Here is a 15,156-nt window from a genome sequence, read left to right on the forward strand (position 1 = left end):
CTGTCCGGCGGGTCCTGGCAGTGTCGCATGGGTCGGCCGGGCGGCGGACCCGTGGAGTTTCCCGTGGGTCGGCTGGTCGTCGGGCCTGTGGAGCTTCCCGTGGGTGGGCTTGTGGGTGGGCTCGGGGGGTCGCCTGCGAGTTGGTCGGCCGACGGGTCCAGGGGGCCTGGCGTGGGTCGGCCGGGCGGCGGGCTTGCGGAGCTTCCCGTGGGTCGGCTGGGCGTCGGGTCCGGGGAGGTGCCCGCGAGTTGGCTGGCCGACTGGTCCAGGGGGCCTCGCGTAAGTCGGCCGGGCGGCGGGCCCGCTGAGCCTTCCGGGAGGCGGTCGGAGGGCGGTCGCGAGCCGGTCCCGGTCGGTGGAGCGGCGGCGACAGGCCCCGTATGGCCGCCGTCGTCCGTGACCTCCACCCCGAAGTCCTGGGCAAGCCCGGCCAGTCCGTCCGCGTATCCCTGCCCGATCGCGCGCAGCTTCCAGCCGGTGCCCGGGCGCAGATAGAGCTCGGCAAGCAGCAGCACCGTCTCCGGGCCGGGGTGTGGCGGCGTGAACCGGGCCACCGTGCGCCCCGAGCCGTCCGTGACCTCGAGGCGGGGTGCGGGCAGCCGGCCGAGCGGCGTACCGGGCTCGGCGGCGCTCACCACGACCGTGACCCGGCAGGCACCACCCCGCAGCAGGGCCGGGTCGACGAACAGCCCGTCATCGCGCAGCCGGACCCCTGGCGCCCGCGGCTGGTTGTAGAACACGAAGTCGGCGTCGGAGCCGACCTTGCCGTCCGGACCGCCGACGAGCCCGGACACGTCGAAGGGCCCGGTCACCCGCAGCAGCACCACACCGGCGGGCACCGGCACATTGCCCCCGGCAGACAGCTCGCTCGTCACAGAAAGGACAACGCCCGCACCTCATGCGGAGGTTCCCGCGAACCGGCCGGAAGGGGACGCGGGACCCTGTCGATCTGCCGTTCAACCACAGTGCCGTGGGTCACATTCCGGCCCTGGAACCCAGGAGATTGAGTCAACGTCTCCACAGCCAGCACACAGTTGGTCAGGTGGTGATCACTCTGCGATGCATATTCGTAAAGGATTGCCATAAAACGTAGCGAAATCGATCATTCCGTCTTTACGTGCACATGACTGATCCGCAAGGGTTACGCCTCGGGGCCCGACCAGCCCCGTGACGCGCAACAGCGTCATGCCTCAAGGCGGTTGGTGATCCCTGCTGCCTTCGAGTGAAAGAATCCTGATCCTTGCGTAGACCGCACATACGCAGTGTCGCCGTCGCGATCGCGGTGACGACGGCTGCCACGGGCCTGGCCGGCACGGCTTTCGCGGGCCCCAGCACGGGGGCGGAGCGGTCCTCGGCCTCCGCCACCACGAACGCCACCGCGGTGGTGGAGGCGGCGCGCACCGCAGCCTTCGCCCACGCCTCGGCGACCGGCGTCTCGAAGGGCGACGAACTGCACGCCCAGGACGTCATGATCGACCCCGAGGGCGCCCGGCACGTCCGGTTCGCCCGGACGCACGGCGGCATGCCCGTGCTCGGCGGTGACCTCGTCGTCCACCTCGACCACCAGCTGGGTTACACCGGTGTGACCCGCGCCGCCGGCCACACCGTCGAGCCGGCCACCACGCAGGCCAAGCTGACCGCGGACCAGGCCGCCGCCAAGGCCGCTCAGGCGGCCAAGGGCGACGCGGGCAGCGCGCAGCTCGTCGTCGACGCGCGCGACGGCTCCGCCGCCCTCGCCTACCAGGTGACGGTGACCGACGAGCAGGGCACCAACACCGTCGTCGTCGACGCCGTCACCGGCAAGGTGCGCAGCAACACCCCCGACAGCGACGAGTTCCTGTCGCCGAAGCTGCTCGCGAACCTGCGCAAGCACGGCGAGACGATCGACCCGGCCACCGGCACCGCCTCTCCCGAGGCTCTGCTCGGTTCCGGTGCCGCGGCGGGGTTCCCGTCGGCGGCGAAGGGCACCGGCAAGACCCTCTTCGTCGGCAATGTCCCGCTGACCACCACGCAGACCTCGCGCGGCCATTACCAGCTCAAGGACCCGAGCCGGTACGGCACCGAGACCCGGGACGCCAAGGGCAAGACCACCGAGAAGTTCAGCGCGGGCACGGCGTTCACCAACACGACCGACGTGTGGGGCAACGGAGCCACCAGCAACCGGGCGAGCGCCGCCGCGGACGCCCAGTACGGCATCACCAAGACCCTGGACTTCTACAAGTCCACCTTCGGGCGCAAGGGCATAGCCAACAACAGCAAGGCAGCCCAGGGCATGGTCCACTGGGGCAACAAGGTCGCCAACGCCTTCTGGGACCCGACCTGCAACTGCATGCTGTACGGCGACGGTGACGGGCAGACCTTCAAGAAGCCGCTCGTCGTCCTCGACGTCACCGGCCACGAGCTGACGCACGGCGTGGTCGACGCGACCGCCAAGCTGGAGCCGACCTACGTCGACTCCGACGGCAACCAGTACGGTGAGCCCGGCGCGCTGAACGAGTCACTCGCGGATGTCTTCGGCTCCAACGTCGAGTTCTACGCCAACAACCCGAAGGACACGCCGGACTACCTGATCGGCGAGAAGCTGGGCCTCGCCCAGAAGTTCCTGCGCCGCCTCGACCACCCGTCGCTCGACAAGCTCGAGGGCACGATCGACTACTGGTCGCCGGACACGTACTACACCGAGGTGCACGCCGGTTCCGGTGTCTCCTCGCACGCCTACTACCTCCTCGCGGAGGGCAGCGGCAAGAAGACGATCAACGGCGTCGCCTACGACTCGCCGACCTACGACCACTCCACGGTCAAGGGCATCGGCCGCGCCAAGGCCACCGCGATCTTCTACCGTGCGCTCACCCGCTACATGGTCTCCACGACCGACTTCCACGACGCGCGCGTCGCGACGCTGAAGGCGGCCTCGGACCTGTACGGCGCGAACAGCACCGAGTACAAGACGGTGGACAAGGCGTGGGCCGCGGTCAACGTCACCGCCGCCAACACGCCGGCCCCGCGTCACTGACGTACGGCCGCGACCCCGGATGCCCCGCCTCGCGCGGGGCATCCGCATACCCCCGTGCGGAATACCCCGTGCGGAATACCCCGTGCGGACCCAAATCCCGCCGAGGTGCATCTGCGCGGCGTTGGCGGCACCATGACCTGCGTGGAGTACGCAGGCACGTCCCGGACGGTCCGCAGGCGGCCCGGCGGGTCCGTCACGTTCCGGGACCTCGCCCGGTGACCGGCCGGACCGGCCGCGGCTGCCGCATCGCCGCCGCCCTGCTCACGACCGTGGCCTGCCAGCCCCAGGCAGCCGGGGCGAACGCCCTGCCCCCGTCCGCGCAACGGGCCTTCGGGGTCGTCACCTGGGCGGCGAGCGCCGCCCCCATCGGCGAGGGCATCGCCGGCCGGAGCTACCGGATGATCGTGCACACCAGCGTCGGCGGAACCGGCCTGCGTGTCCGCGTCACCAACGCCTTCGGCGACCGGCCGCTCACCCTGGACAGCGGCTACGTCGGCCTGTGCGGCCGGGGTGCCGCACTGCGTCCCGGCAGCAACCGGCGGCTCACCTTCGGCGGCGTCCGCACGGTCACCGTGCCCGTGGGCACCGTCGCCTGGAGCGACCCGCTGCCCGGCACCTGGCCGGCCGGCACCGACCTGGCCGTCAGCCTGCACACCCCGGACGCGGCCGGCCCCGCGACCGGCCACCGGCTGGCGCTGCAGACGTCGTACACCGGTCAAGGCGACCACACCGCCGGGGAGAGCGCCCGCAAGTGGGGCCGGACGACCGGCTCCTGGTGGTACCTCGACGCCGTGTCCGTACGGCCGTCCCGCCCGGCCACCGGGGCCGTGGTCGCGCTCGGCGACTCCCTCACCGACGGCCGGCGATCCACCCCCGGCCTGAACCGCCGCTGGCCCGACTATCTCGCCCGGCGCCTGAACACCTCCCGCACGGATGTCATGGGCGTCGCCGACGAAGGTGTCTCCGGCAACAAGGTCCTCGCGGACGGCATCGGGCCGAGCGCCCTCGACCGGCTGGACCGGGACGTCCTCTCCCAGCCCGGTGTGCGCACCGTGTTCCTCTTCGAGGGGGTGAACGACATCAAGGGGCACACCGGTGTCACCGCGGCCGACCTGGTCGCCGGATACCGGGCGATCGCACGGCGGGTGCAAGGCGCCGGGAAGTGCGTGGTCGTCGCGACGGTCGGGCCGTTCAAGGGCTGGCCGGAATGGGATCCGGCCGCCGAGTCGGTACGCCAGGAGGTCAACCGATTGCTGCGCGGCAGCCGGGACTTCGACGCCGTCACCGACTTCGACCGCGTCCTGCGCAGCCCGCGGGACCCCGAGCGGATCCTGCCGTCCTTCGACAGCGGCGACCATCTGCATCCCGACGACAGGGGGATGCGGGCGCTGGCCGACGCCGTCGACCCGGACCACCTGAACTGCGCCCGCTGACCCGGGCCCACAGGTGGCTCAGCGCAGTGTCTCGGCCCAGTTCGCCGGGACCCTGCCCTCCGGGCCCGGGACCGGCTGGTCCGCGGGGTGGCTGGCGGGTGGGGCGAGTTCGGGGCCGGTGGGGTACAGCTCGTCGGTCGCGTAGTTCCAGAACCAGGCCTCGCCCGGCTCGAAGCTGCGGATCACCGGATGCCCGGTGGCGTGGTAGTGGGCGGTGGCGTGCTTGGCGGGGGAGTCGTCGCAGCAGCCGATGTGCCCGCACTGTGCGCACCGGCGCAGATGGAACCACCAGCCGCCCGCCTCCTCGCACTCCGCACAGCCGGTGCCGCTGGGCGGGACGTTCACGTCGAACCCCTCGACGATTCTCATACGGCTTCCTCCGCTCGTTCCTCGGGCGACTCGGGCGACTCGAGTGACTCGGACGGGTCGGCGGTCAGGGGCAGCAGCACCTGGAAGCGGGTGTCGCCGGGCACCGACTCCACCCGCAGGGTGCCGTGGTGCTTGTTGACGACGATCCGCCAGGAGATGTCCAGGCCGAGCCCGGTGCCCTCGCCGACCGGTTTCGTGGTGAAGAACGGGTCGAAGATCCGGTCCTTGATCTCGGGCGGGACGCCGGGGCCGGTGTCCCGGAACTCCACCAGCAGCCGCTCGTGGTCGAGGCCCGTCCGCACGGTCAACGTGCCGGTGCCGCCCGCGCTGTTGATGGCGGAGACCGCGTTGTCGATCAGGTTGGTCCACACCTGGTTCAGCTCCGCCGGATAGGCGGGCACCGGCGGGAGTGCGCGGTCGTACTCCTTGACGACCTCGATCCCGGCGCCGATCTTGCCGGACAGCATCAGCAGGGTGCTGTCGAGGAGTTCGTGCACGTCCACCACCCGGTAGGGCGCCCGGTCCAGCTGCGAGTACTGCTTGGCCGCGTCGACGAGATGCGAGATACGGGTGGTGGAGTCCTCGATCTCGTTCATCAACAGCTCGGTCTCGATGGTGTAGTTGAGCCAGGCGACCGCGTTGACGAGGATCTCCTCGTCCACGGCTGCCGCGACCTGCTCCAGCCAGTCGACGTCCAGCCCGGCCTGCACGAAGGTGGGCGCCGCCTGCCAGCCGTAGTCGATCCCGTGGTCCTCCAGCCAGTCGGTGAGCAGGTCCTCCCGGTCGGCGGCCTCCAGCGGACTGAGTACCGGGGCCTTGGCGACCCGTTCGGCGGTGCGCTCCTGGATCTCGATCAGACTCGCCAACTGATCGCGGGAGAAGGGGCCTTCGGTGATCACCGCGAGCTTGTGCCGCATCTTCGCGACGCGTTCACGCAGCGTGGCCGTGGCCCGTACGGCCGCCGCGGCGGGGTTGTTCAGCTCGTGCGTCAGCCCCGCCGACAGCGAGCCCAGCGCCAGCAGCCGCTCCCGCTGCCCGATCGTCGCCTGGGTGTTCTTCGCCCCGAAGAACAGGCCCTCCAGCAGATGTACGGCCATCGGGAACCATTCGGTCATGACGCCCGCGAAGATGTCCGCCGGCAGTACGAAGAACCGCGTCGGCACGGTCACCCGCATCGAGTTGTTGTAGACCTGCCGCACCCGGTCGCCGATGTAGGCCTGCATCGCGCCCGCGTACACGCCGGGCTGGGAGGTGCGGGTGACCTCCACATCGTCGCCGCCGACCCGGCGGTACAGCACCACCGTGCCCTCGATCATGACGAAGAAGCAGGTGGCGGCGTCGCCCTCGGTGTACACCGGACCGGGCTCGAACAGCTCCACCCGCCCCTCGCTGCACAGCCGCCCGAGCTGCTCGGGGCTCAGCTTCTCGAAGAGGAACAGCGAGCCGATCTCCCTGGGACTGCACGGCATGATCTGACCGCTCATGACTGCTCCAGATACCGGTGGACGAGCATGACGGCCATCGCTCCCTCGCCGACGGCGGACGCGACGCGCTTGGCGGACTCGGCCCGCGCGTCACCCGCCACGAACACGCCGGGAACGCTGGTCTCCAGGTGGTACGGCGGCCGGTCCAGCTCCCAGCCGGCCGGCGGCCGCCCGTCGGCGGTCAGGTCGGGCCCGGCGAGGATGAACCCGCGCTCGTCGCGCAGCACCGCCTCGCCCAGCCAGTCGGTCAGCGGGGCGGCGCCGATGAACACGAACATCCAGTGCGCGTCGACGCGTTCGCTGTCCCCGGTCACCGTGTGACGCAGCGTCAGGTGTTCCAGGCGGTCCGAGCCGTGCGCCGCGTCCACCACCGTGTGCGGGCGCACCGAGATGTTCGGCGCCTCGTTGATCTGCTGGATCAGGTAGTGCGACATCGAGGCCGACAGGTCGGCGCCGCGCACCAGCAGCGTCACCGACTTCGCGCCCCGGGACAGATACATCGCGGCCTGGCCGGCCGAGTTGGCCCCACCGACGATGTAGATGTCCTGCCCCTGGCAGGCAGCCGCCTCGGTCAGCGCCGAGCCGTAGAACACCCCGCAGCCGGTCAGATCGGTGCAGCCCGCGGCCTCCAGCTGCCGGTACTGCACACCGGTCGCGAGGATCACGCTGTGCGCGGCGATCGCCGAGCCGTCGGCGAACCGTACGACCCGGGCGGCGCCGTTGACCTCCAGTCCCGTCACCTCACGGGCGGTCAGTATCTCCGCGCCGAACTTGGCGGCCTGCCGGCGCGCCCGGTCGGTGAGCTGGGCGCCGGAGACCCCGTCGGGGAAGCCCAGGTAGTTCTCGATCCGGGAGCTCTGCCCGGCCTGCCCGCCGGTCGCCGACCGCTCGACGAGCACGGTCCTGAGGCCTTCCGAAGCCCCGTACACAGCCGCACCGAGCCCGGCCGGCCCGCCGCCGATCACGATGAGGTCGTAGAAGTCGGCGGTCGGTGTCGTGGCCAGCCCCACCCGCGCGGCCAGTTCGGGCGCCTCGGGCTCGACCAGGGCCGTGCCGTCCGGGGTGATCACCAGCGGCAGCCGCTGCCCGTCCTGCCCGGCGGCCGCCAGCAGCCGCTGCCCCTCGGGCTCCTCCACCGAGTACCAGCGGTACGGCACCTGGTTGCGGGCCAGGAACTCACGCACGTCCGACGAGCGTGCCGACCAGCGGTGACCGACGACCTTCGTGCTGGGCACGGGCCGGTAGGCGCTGGTGCGCCAGGCCTCCAGCAGGTCGTCCAGGACCGGGTAGAGCTTCTCCTCCGGCGGATCCCAGGGCTTGAGCAGATAGTGGTCGAGGTCGACGACGTTGATCGCGTCGATCGCCGCGTTGGTGTCCGCGTACGCGGTCAGCAGCACCCGCCGTGCCCCCGGATACACATCGAGCGCCTGCTCCAGGAACTCGATGCCGTTCATCTGCGGCATGCGGTAGTCGGCCAGGATCACGGCCACCAGGTCGCCGCGCAGCTTCAGCTCGCGCAGCGCCTGCAGCGCGGACTCCCCGGACTCCGCGCGCACGATCCGGTACGACTCGCCGTAGCGCCGCCGCAGATCGCGGGCGACGGCGCGGGAGACCCCCGGGTCGTCGTCCACGGTCAGGATGACGGTCCGCGCTGCCTCGGCGGCCTGTGCCATGCGTCTCCCACCCCGAGCGTCCGGTTCCACGGGCCGGCGTCGTGGAGACCACCGCACCGGTTCGCAGCCATCGTATGTTCGATCGCCCGGCTTCGCTCCGGATAAGCCAGGGGCCCTGGTCAGGCCCGGCGCTCCCCGCGCACACAGAACTCGTTGCCCTCGGGGTCGATGAGCACCACCCACGGCTCCTTGAGGTGGAGCCGGTTCGTGACGGTCTTTGCCTCCTGGACCGGCCCGGACAGCAGCCCCGGCAGCCCGTCCGGCGCGGGCCGGATCTCGTACGCGTCCTCGGCGTCGTTCACCGCGACCCAGCCGAGCGCCTCGGCCCACCGGCGCGCGAGCCCCACCCGGCCGGCCGCGTCGACGGCGACCTGCTCCTACTCCGGAGTCATGGGCGGCAGCTCAGCCACAGGGCGGCGGGGCGGCACCTGCGTTTCTGCGGTCGTGGAGCGGCCGCGAGATGATCGTTCCCGCGAGACACGCCGCGACGACGAGGAGGCCCACGCATGACACGCCCGATCACGGCAGGGGTGGACGGCACGGAGGAGAGCCTGGCCGCGCTGGACTGGGCCGGCCGGGAGGCCGTACGGCGTGGGCTGCCGCTGCGTGTGGTGCACGCCTGGCGCTACGCCGAGTCGCTCGCCACCGCCGACCGGGACACCCAGCACGGGTGGGTGTCGGAGGGCGTCAAGGAGGCCGTGCGCGCCGTCTCCGAGCGGCATCCGGGACTGGAGGTGAGCGTCGACGTGGTCGAGGGCGAGCCCGCGCACGCGCTGGCCCGCGCGGCGGCGGAGGCCGAACTGCTGGTGCTCGGCTCGCGCGGGCACGGGCCCGTCATCGGGTTCCTGGTCGGCTCGGTCGGACAGCAGGTGATCGCCCGCGCGACCCGGCCGGTGGTCCTGGTACGTGCCGGGGACCAGGCGGCGGCGGAGGCGGCCGGGCGGGACGTCGTCGTCGGTCAGCACGGCGATCCCGAGGACAGCGCGGCCACGCTGCGGTTCGCCTTCGAGACGGCGGCGGCCCGCGGCGCCACCGTCCGGGCCGTACGGGCGTGGACCCTGCCGCCGGTCTTCGCCTACAGCCCCGGTTCGCTCAAGCTGCTGGACGACGCCGGTGGTCTGGAGCCGTACGAGAGGCAGGCGCTGGCCGAGGCACTGCGGCCCTGGCGGGTGCGGTTCCCCGGTGTGCCCGTGGCCGAGCACGTCGAGATGGGCAGCGCGGGCCAGGTGCTGCTGTCGATGGCCGGCCGGGCCCAGCTGATGGTCGTCGGCCGCCGCTCGCACCGTCTGGCCGTGGGCTCCCGGATCGGTTCGGTCGCACACGGGGTGCTGCACCACGCCGACTGCCCGGTCGCCGTGGTCCCGCACGACTGACGCCAGGGCTTGTCCGGCGGATCAGGTCCCAGGAAATCGACGGCGCCGCTGGGGGTGGGCGTGCCGGCCCCCGCGTCCGCGGCAGGATCCGCCGGTCGGGCCTAGTCCAGGGCGGTCCGTGCCTCGGGCAGGACGTTCTCGGTGTAGTCCTTGACGGCGGTGTCGAGGCCGATGTCGTGCTGTGCGCGTTCGGACAGGTACCAGCGGTGTTCCAGGAGCTGATGGTAGATCTCGGCCGGGTCCATGGTGCCGCGCAGCTCGGGCGGCACGGCCCGCACGGTGGGCCGGAACACGTCACGCACCCAGCGGTGGGCCAGCACCTCCGGGCGGGCGGACAGGGGATCGCCGGGCGCGTAGTCGTCCTGTGTGGCCATCCAGCTCTCCAGGTCGCCGAGCAGCCGCCGCGCCTGGTTCTCCTCGGCGTCCAGGCCGGTCAGCCGCAGCAGCTGGCGCTGATGATGGCCGGCGTCGACCACCTTCGGCACGAAGGTGACCGTGTCGCCGGTGGAGGAGTGCTCGATCTGCATCTCTGCGACGTCGAAGCCGAGTTCGTTCAGGCGGCGGATCCGGCGCTCGATGTAGTGGTACTTGCCCGCCGGGTACACCGAGGTGCGGGTCAGCTCCTGCCACAGCCCCTGGTACCGGGTGCGGATCTCGTGCCCGAACTCCACGGGGTCCACGGACGGGTGCAGCGCGCCGGAGGCCTCCAGGTCGAGGAGCTCGCCGCTGATGTTCACCCGGGCCAGATCCAGGTCGTACTCCCGCTGCCCGGGACTCAGCCGGGGATGCAGTTCCCCGGTCTCGGCGTCGACCAGATAGGCGGCGTAGGCTCCCGCGTCGCGCCGGAAGAGGGTGTTGGACAGCGAGCAGTCGCCCCAGGCGAACCCGGCCAGATGCAGCCGGACCAGCAGCACGGCGAGGGCGTCCATCAGCCGGTGCATGGTCGCCGGGCGCATGGTCGTCTCGAACATCGAGCGGTACGGCATCGAGCCCCGCAGATGCCGGGTGATCAGGACCGGTTCCAGCGGGGTGCCCGAGCCTTCCGTGCGGCCGGTGACCACCGCGAGCGGGTCGACGGCGGGGATGGCGAGCCGGTCGAGGTCGCGCAGCAGCCCGTACTCGCGCAGCGCGGGCCGCTCGGCCAGCTCCTTGACGGCGATCACCTCGTCACCGGCGTGCGCGTAGCGCACCACGTGCCGCGAGATGCCCCTCGGCAGCGGCACGAGGTACTCCTGCGGCCACTCCTCCAGGGGCACGTCCCAGGGCAGGGCGAGCAGGAGCGCGGGATGCTCCGGGTTCGTGGCGCTGATCTGCAAGGCCATGGCACGAACCCTAAGGCCCCGCCCGGGTGTTCTAGGAAGCCCTTTCCCGGGCCTGGTCGGCCGCCGCGCGCACCGAACCCCGGTGGACCGGCCCGTGTCCCGGCAGCAAGGTGTCACCGTCCAGCGCGCCGATCACCTCCAGCGAGTCCACGACCCGGGCCCGCTCGTGGTGGAAGAAGTCGAGCAGGATCTGCGGGCCCTTGACCCGCGAGGTCGCGTGCCCGCTGACCAGCGCGTCGCCGGAGATCACGATGCCCGCCTCGGGGAGGTGGTAGACGCAGTGGCCGTCCGTGTGGCCGGGGGTGTGGACGGGCACGGGCCGGCCGGGCAGGTCCAGCGGGCCCTCGGCCGGGAACGGCTCGGGCGCGGTGACGGGGTTGTGGTCGGTGCCGCCGACCTGGAGCACGTGCCGCGCCCATGACACGACACCGGGTCGCCAGGCGTTGCGCACCACGTCGCCGATGGTGGCCTGCTGCAGGAACTCCCGCCGCGCGTGCGGCACTTCGGCCGGGTGCAGATGGACGGGAGTGCCGTAGGTGGCGCGCAGGTACTCGGCCGAGCCCAGATGGTCGTTGTGCGCGTGTGTGATCAGGACGGCGGCGACCGCCTCCGGTGAACTGCCCACCGCGGCCAGGGACTCCAGGACTCCCTCCCGGTCCCCGGGGTAGCCGGTGTCCACGAGTGTGACGGCGTCGCCGTCCTTGAGGATCACCCAGTTGACGTGGTTGCCGTGCACCAGAAAGGTGCCGTCGGCGACTTGGTGTACCTCTGCCCGCATGATCTCCCCGAGCGCTGTGCGGCTGACCGTCGGGGACAGCCAACCAGATCTGCCGGCGCCGCGCACCAGGGGGTGACCGGATACGTCAGCGCACGCCGTGCGGCCGGAACTGGATGCTGATGCGCGGACCCGCGGCCCGCGTGGTCTTCGGTATGCAGTGCTCCCAGGTGCGCTGGCAGGAGCCGCCCATCACGATCAGATCGCCGTGCCCGAGCGGCCGCCGCACCGTCGTACCGCCTCCGCCGGCCGGACGCAGCAGCAGGTCCCGGGATGCGCCGACGGAGAGGATCGCGACCATCGTGTCCTCGCGGGCGGCTCGCCCGCCCCGGTCCCCGTGCCAGGCGACGCTGTCCCGGCCGTCGCGGTAGTAGCACAGCCCGGCGGTGGTGAACGGCTCGCCCAGCTCCTCGGCGTAGTGCCGGGACAACGCGTCGCGTGCCTCGTCGAGCACCGGATGGGGGAGCGGGTCCTCGGCCGAGTAGTGGGCCAGCAGGCGCGGCACGGCCACCATGTTGTCGTACATCTTCCAGCGTTCCGCGCGCCACGGTACGTCCGCCGCCAGCGTCTCGAACAGGGCGGCGGCCCCGCTCAGCCAGCCCGGCAGTACGTCGATCCAGGCGCCGGAGCCCAGTTCGGTCCGGCGCAGCCCGTCGAGGGGGCCGAGGCGCAGCTCGTCGGTCTGGTCGAACAGCGAGCCCTGCAGATGCGTGGACATGAGCCCAGCGTACTCCTTAATCGAAAATATGTTCCCTTTCGATCAATGCTGCGGGCGGGGCAGGGCATACGAGCCCCCCTTTCGATGCATCTATGTATCGGATACATTCTCGTATCGAGAAGGAGGTGCGGCGGTGGCAGACACCCCCAAGCGCGTCACCCGACGCCGGGCCGCCACCCGGGCCAGGCTGCTGGAAGCCGCGTTCGACGTGTTCGCGGCCAGGGGCTTCGGGCGCGTGTCCATCGAGGAGATCTGCGAAGCGGCCGGCTTCAGCCGCGGCGCGTTCTACTCGAACTTCGCGACGCTGGACGAGCTGTTCTTCGCGCTCTACCAGGAGCGCGCCGACCTCATCGCCTCCCAGGTGGCCGAGGCGCTCGCCCAGGACGGCCCCGGACTCGACGTGCCGGCCTCCGTGGACCGGGTCACCGAGGTACTGCTGCTCGACGTGGACTGGCTGCTGGTCAAGACCGACTTCCTGGTGCACGCCGCCCGCGACCCGCAGGTCGCCCGGGCCCTCCTCGACCACCGCGCCCGGCTCCGGGAGGCGATCGCCGACCGGCTGCGCCGGGCCCGCGGCCACACCGAACTGCCCGCCGTGCTCGGTGACGTGGAGGGCGCCGCATACGCCGTGGTCGCCGCGTACGACGGCGTCACCGTCCAGCTGCTGCTGGACAGGGACGTCCAGGCCGCACGGGCCTGGCTGGGGCAGCTGCTCACCGCCCTGCTCACGGACGGCAGCCGCAGCCCCGCATGACCCCGCACGCCGGCATGACCCGTGCAGCCCCGCATGACCGTACGACCCGTACGACCCCGCATGAGGACCGTCAGGAAGGACACAGTCACGATGGACGCGGACGTCATCGTCGTCGGAGCGGGCCTCGCCGGCCTGGTCGCGGCGCACGAACTCACCAGCCGGGGCCGCCGGGTGGCCCTGGTCGACCAGGAGAACGCCGCCAACCTCGGCGGACAGGCGTACTGGTCCTTCGGCGGGCTCTTCCTCGTCGGCTCCCCGGAGCAGCGCCGCCTCGGCATCAAGGACTCCTTCGACCTCGCCTGGAACGACTGGCAGGGCAGCGCGCGGTTCGACCGGCTCGACGACGAGGACTCCTGGGCCGTGCGCTGGGCCCGCGCCTATGTCGAGTTCGCGGCCGGCGAGAAGCGGTCCTGGCTCCGCGGCCACGGCATCGAGCTGCTGCCGACCGTCGGCTGGGCCGAGCGCGGCGACCTCAGGGCGGACGGCCATGGCAACTCCGTGCCCCGCTTCCACATCGCCTGGGGCACCGGCACCGGTGTGGTCGAACCCTTCGTGCGCCACGCCCGCCAGGCCGCCCGCGACGGACTGCTGACCTTCTACCACCGCCACCGGGTCGACGAGCTGGTCATCGAGGACGGCGCGGCCCGCGGGGTGCGCGGCACCGTGCTGGCCGAGGACCTCTCACCGCGCGGCGTCTCCTCCAACCGCGACCGCGTCGGCGACTTCGCACTCACCGCCCAGGCGGTCGTCGTCACCAGCGGCGGCATCGGCGCCGATCACGACATCGTCCGCCACTACTGGCCCGAGCGGCTCGGCACCCCGCCGGCCGAGATGGTCACCGGCGTCCCGGCCTACGTGGACGGCCGTATGCTCGACATCAGCGCCGAGGCGGGCGTCCGCCTGGTCAACCGGGACCGCATGTGGCACTACACCGAGGGCCTGCAGAACTGGGATCCGATCTGGCCCGGCCACGGCATCCGCATCCTGCCCGGCCCGTCCTCCATCTGGCTGGACGCCCTCGGCCGGCGCCTGCCCGACCCCTGCCTGCCGGGGTACGACACCCTCAGCACCCTCAAGTACCTGCGTACCACCGAGGACATCGCCGGATACGACCACTCCTGGTTCATCCTCACCCGGAAGATCATCGAGAAGGAGTTCGCGCTCTCCGGCTCCGAGCAGAACCCCGACATCACCGCCAAGGACCGGGGAGCCGTCCTGCGCGACCGGCTGCTCGGCAAGGGCGCGCCCGCACCGGTCAGGGCCTTCGTCGACAAGGGCGCGGACTTCGTGACCGCCGGCAACCTGGAGCAACTGGTCGGGAAGATGAACGCGCTGACCGACAAGCCGCTGCTGGACGCGGCCGAGGTGCGCCGCCAGATCGAGGCCCGCGACCTGCAGCTCGCCAACCCCTACAGCAAGGACTCCCAGATCCAGGGCATCCGCAACGCCCGCCGCTACATCGGCGACCGGCTCGGCCGGGTCGCCACCCCGCACCGCATCCTCGACCCGGCCGCGGGCCCGCTCATCGGTGTCCGCCTGCATGTGCTGACCCGCAAGACCCTCGGCGGCATCCAGACCGACCTCGACTCCCGGGCCCTGGCCGCCGACGGCACGCCGGTCGACGGGCTGTACGCGGCGGGCGAGGTGGCCGGCTTCGGCGGCGGCGGTGTGCACGGCTACAACGCGCTGGAGGGCACTTTCCTCGGCGGCTGCCTGTTCTCGGGCCGGGCGGCGGGCCGGCACGCCGCCCGGCACACGGGCTGACCGTCAGCTCCTCAGCAGCTCCGCCAGCACCTGGGCGTGACTCTCCTCGGGCGTCTTCGACGCCGTGAGCAGGGTCACCCGGCCCTTGCGCGCCGACTTCCTGAGGCCGTCGAGCAGTTCGGCGGCCTCAGGGCCGTCCAGTTCCGCCTCGTACCGGCGGCGGAACTCCTCGTACGCGCCGCCGCCGTGATACCACTTGCGCAGCTCGGTGGAGGGCGTGAGCCCCTTGGGCCACTCGTCGACCTGTGCCTCGTCCTTGGCGAGGCCACGCGGCCACAGCCGGTCGACCAGCACACGCCGGCCGTCGTCGGGCTCGGGCGGTTCGTAGATCCGGCGCACACGCACGGTCACGGTCATCACTCCCTCTCGGGACGGCGGACGGACGGTTCCGCGAGCCTATGCGGCGCGCCCCGTCTCCCCGGGCGACGACGCGGCGAGACTTGACCTGAATGTGGGGGAGCCCGGGACACCCGCGCGC

Annotated in this window: 14 protein-coding genes; 5 read left to right on the forward strand and 9 right to left on the reverse strand. The window is 71.9% G+C overall.

Annotated features, from left to right (window positions below):
• The coding region (locus tag M878_RS95420; RefSeq protein ID WP_023553079.1) for a TerD family protein at positions 1-875 on the reverse strand (875 nt) is incomplete at its 3' end.
• A 365-nt stretch (positions 876-1,240) separates the two neighbouring features.
• Between M878_RS95420 and M878_RS87825 the strand changes: the two genes are divergently transcribed.
• Positions 1,241-3,013 carry a M4 family metallopeptidase gene (locus M878_RS87825; protein ID WP_031227021.1) on the forward strand — a complete coding sequence of 591 codons (1,773 nt, stop codon included), beginning with the start codon at positions 1,241-1,243 and terminating at the stop codon, positions 3,011-3,013.
• Between the two features lie 215 nt (positions 3,014-3,228).
• Entirely contained in the window at positions 3,229-4,446 is a 1,218-nt protein-coding gene (locus tag M878_RS87830) for an SGNH/GDSL hydrolase family protein (protein ID WP_023553081.1), read from the forward strand.
• Between the two features lie 18 nt (positions 4,447-4,464).
• On the opposite strand, the gene M878_RS87835 is transcribed toward M878_RS87830, so the two are convergent.
• The 4 genes from M878_RS87835 to M878_RS87850 form a co-directional block, all read right to left on the reverse strand.
• Positions 4,465-4,815, reverse strand: coding sequence for a UBP-type zinc finger domain-containing protein (locus M878_RS87835; RefSeq protein ID WP_023553082.1), 351 nt, complete (start codon positions 4,813-4,815; stop codon positions 4,465-4,467).
• The gene (locus M878_RS87840) at positions 4,812-6,299 is read right to left on the reverse strand and encodes an ATP-binding protein (protein ID WP_023553083.1); all 1,488 of its coding nucleotides are present in this window, start codon (positions 6,297-6,299) and stop codon (positions 4,812-4,814) included. Before M878_RS87840 ends, M878_RS87835 begins: the two co-directional genes overlap by 4 nt.
• A complete protein-coding gene (locus M878_RS87845) occupies positions 6,296-7,972 on the reverse strand; it encodes an NAD(P)/FAD-dependent oxidoreductase (protein WP_023553084.1) in 1,677 nt (558 codons plus the stop codon). Before M878_RS87845 ends, M878_RS87840 begins: the two co-directional genes overlap by 4 nt.
• Positions 7,973-8,091: 119 nt before the next feature.
• Positions 8,092-8,319 carry a VOC family protein gene (locus M878_RS87850; RefSeq protein WP_023553085.1) on the reverse strand — a complete coding sequence of 76 codons (228 nt, stop codon included), beginning with the start codon at positions 8,317-8,319 and terminating at the stop codon, positions 8,092-8,094.
• A 159-nt stretch (positions 8,320-8,478) separates the two neighbouring features.
• Between M878_RS87850 and M878_RS87855 the strand changes: the two genes are divergently transcribed.
• Positions 8,479-9,345, forward strand: coding sequence for a universal stress protein (locus tag M878_RS87855; RefSeq protein WP_023553086.1), 867 nt, complete (start codon positions 8,479-8,481; stop codon positions 9,343-9,345).
• 101 nt (positions 9,346-9,446) lie between these two features.
• On the opposite strand, the gene M878_RS87860 is transcribed toward M878_RS87855, so the two are convergent.
• The 3 genes from M878_RS87860 to M878_RS87870 form a co-directional block, all read right to left on the reverse strand.
• Positions 9,447-10,667: a DUF4032 domain-containing protein gene (locus M878_RS87860; RefSeq protein ID WP_023553087.1), complete on the reverse strand. Its 1,221-nt coding sequence runs from the start codon at positions 10,665-10,667 to the stop codon at positions 9,447-9,449.
• Between the two features lie 31 nt (positions 10,668-10,698).
• Positions 10,699-11,445: an MBL fold metallo-hydrolase gene (locus M878_RS87865; protein WP_023553088.1), complete on the reverse strand. Its 747-nt coding sequence runs from the start codon at positions 11,443-11,445 to the stop codon at positions 10,699-10,701.
• A gap of 85 nt (positions 11,446-11,530) precedes the next feature.
• Positions 11,531-12,160: an alpha-ketoglutarate-dependent dioxygenase AlkB gene (locus tag M878_RS87870; RefSeq protein WP_023553089.1), complete on the reverse strand. Its 630-nt coding sequence runs from the start codon at positions 12,158-12,160 to the stop codon at positions 11,531-11,533.
• 133 nt (positions 12,161-12,293) lie between these two features.
• Between M878_RS87870 and M878_RS87875 the strand changes: the two genes are divergently transcribed.
• Positions 12,294-12,914 carry a TetR/AcrR family transcriptional regulator gene (locus tag M878_RS87875; RefSeq protein ID WP_023553090.1) on the forward strand — a complete coding sequence of 207 codons (621 nt, stop codon included), beginning with the start codon at positions 12,294-12,296 and terminating at the stop codon, positions 12,912-12,914.
• Positions 12,915-13,004: 90 nt separating this feature from the next.
• Entirely contained in the window at positions 13,005-14,678 is a 1,674-nt protein-coding gene (locus tag M878_RS87880; RefSeq protein ID WP_023553091.1) for an FAD-binding dehydrogenase, read from the forward strand.
• 3 nt (positions 14,679-14,681) lie between these two features.
• Here M878_RS87880 and M878_RS87885 read toward each other — a convergent pair whose 3' ends face one another.
• Positions 14,682-15,029 (reverse strand): DUF488 domain-containing protein, encoded by a 348-nt coding sequence (locus M878_RS87885; protein ID WP_031227023.1) that lies wholly within the window; start codon positions 15,027-15,029, stop codon positions 14,682-14,684.
• Positions 15,030-15,156: the final 127 nt, after the last annotated feature.

The organism is Streptomyces roseochromogenus subsp. oscitans DS 12.976 (genome assembly GCF_000497445.1).
GTDB lineage: Bacteria > Actinomycetota > Actinomycetes > Streptomycetales > Streptomycetaceae > Streptomyces > Streptomyces oscitans.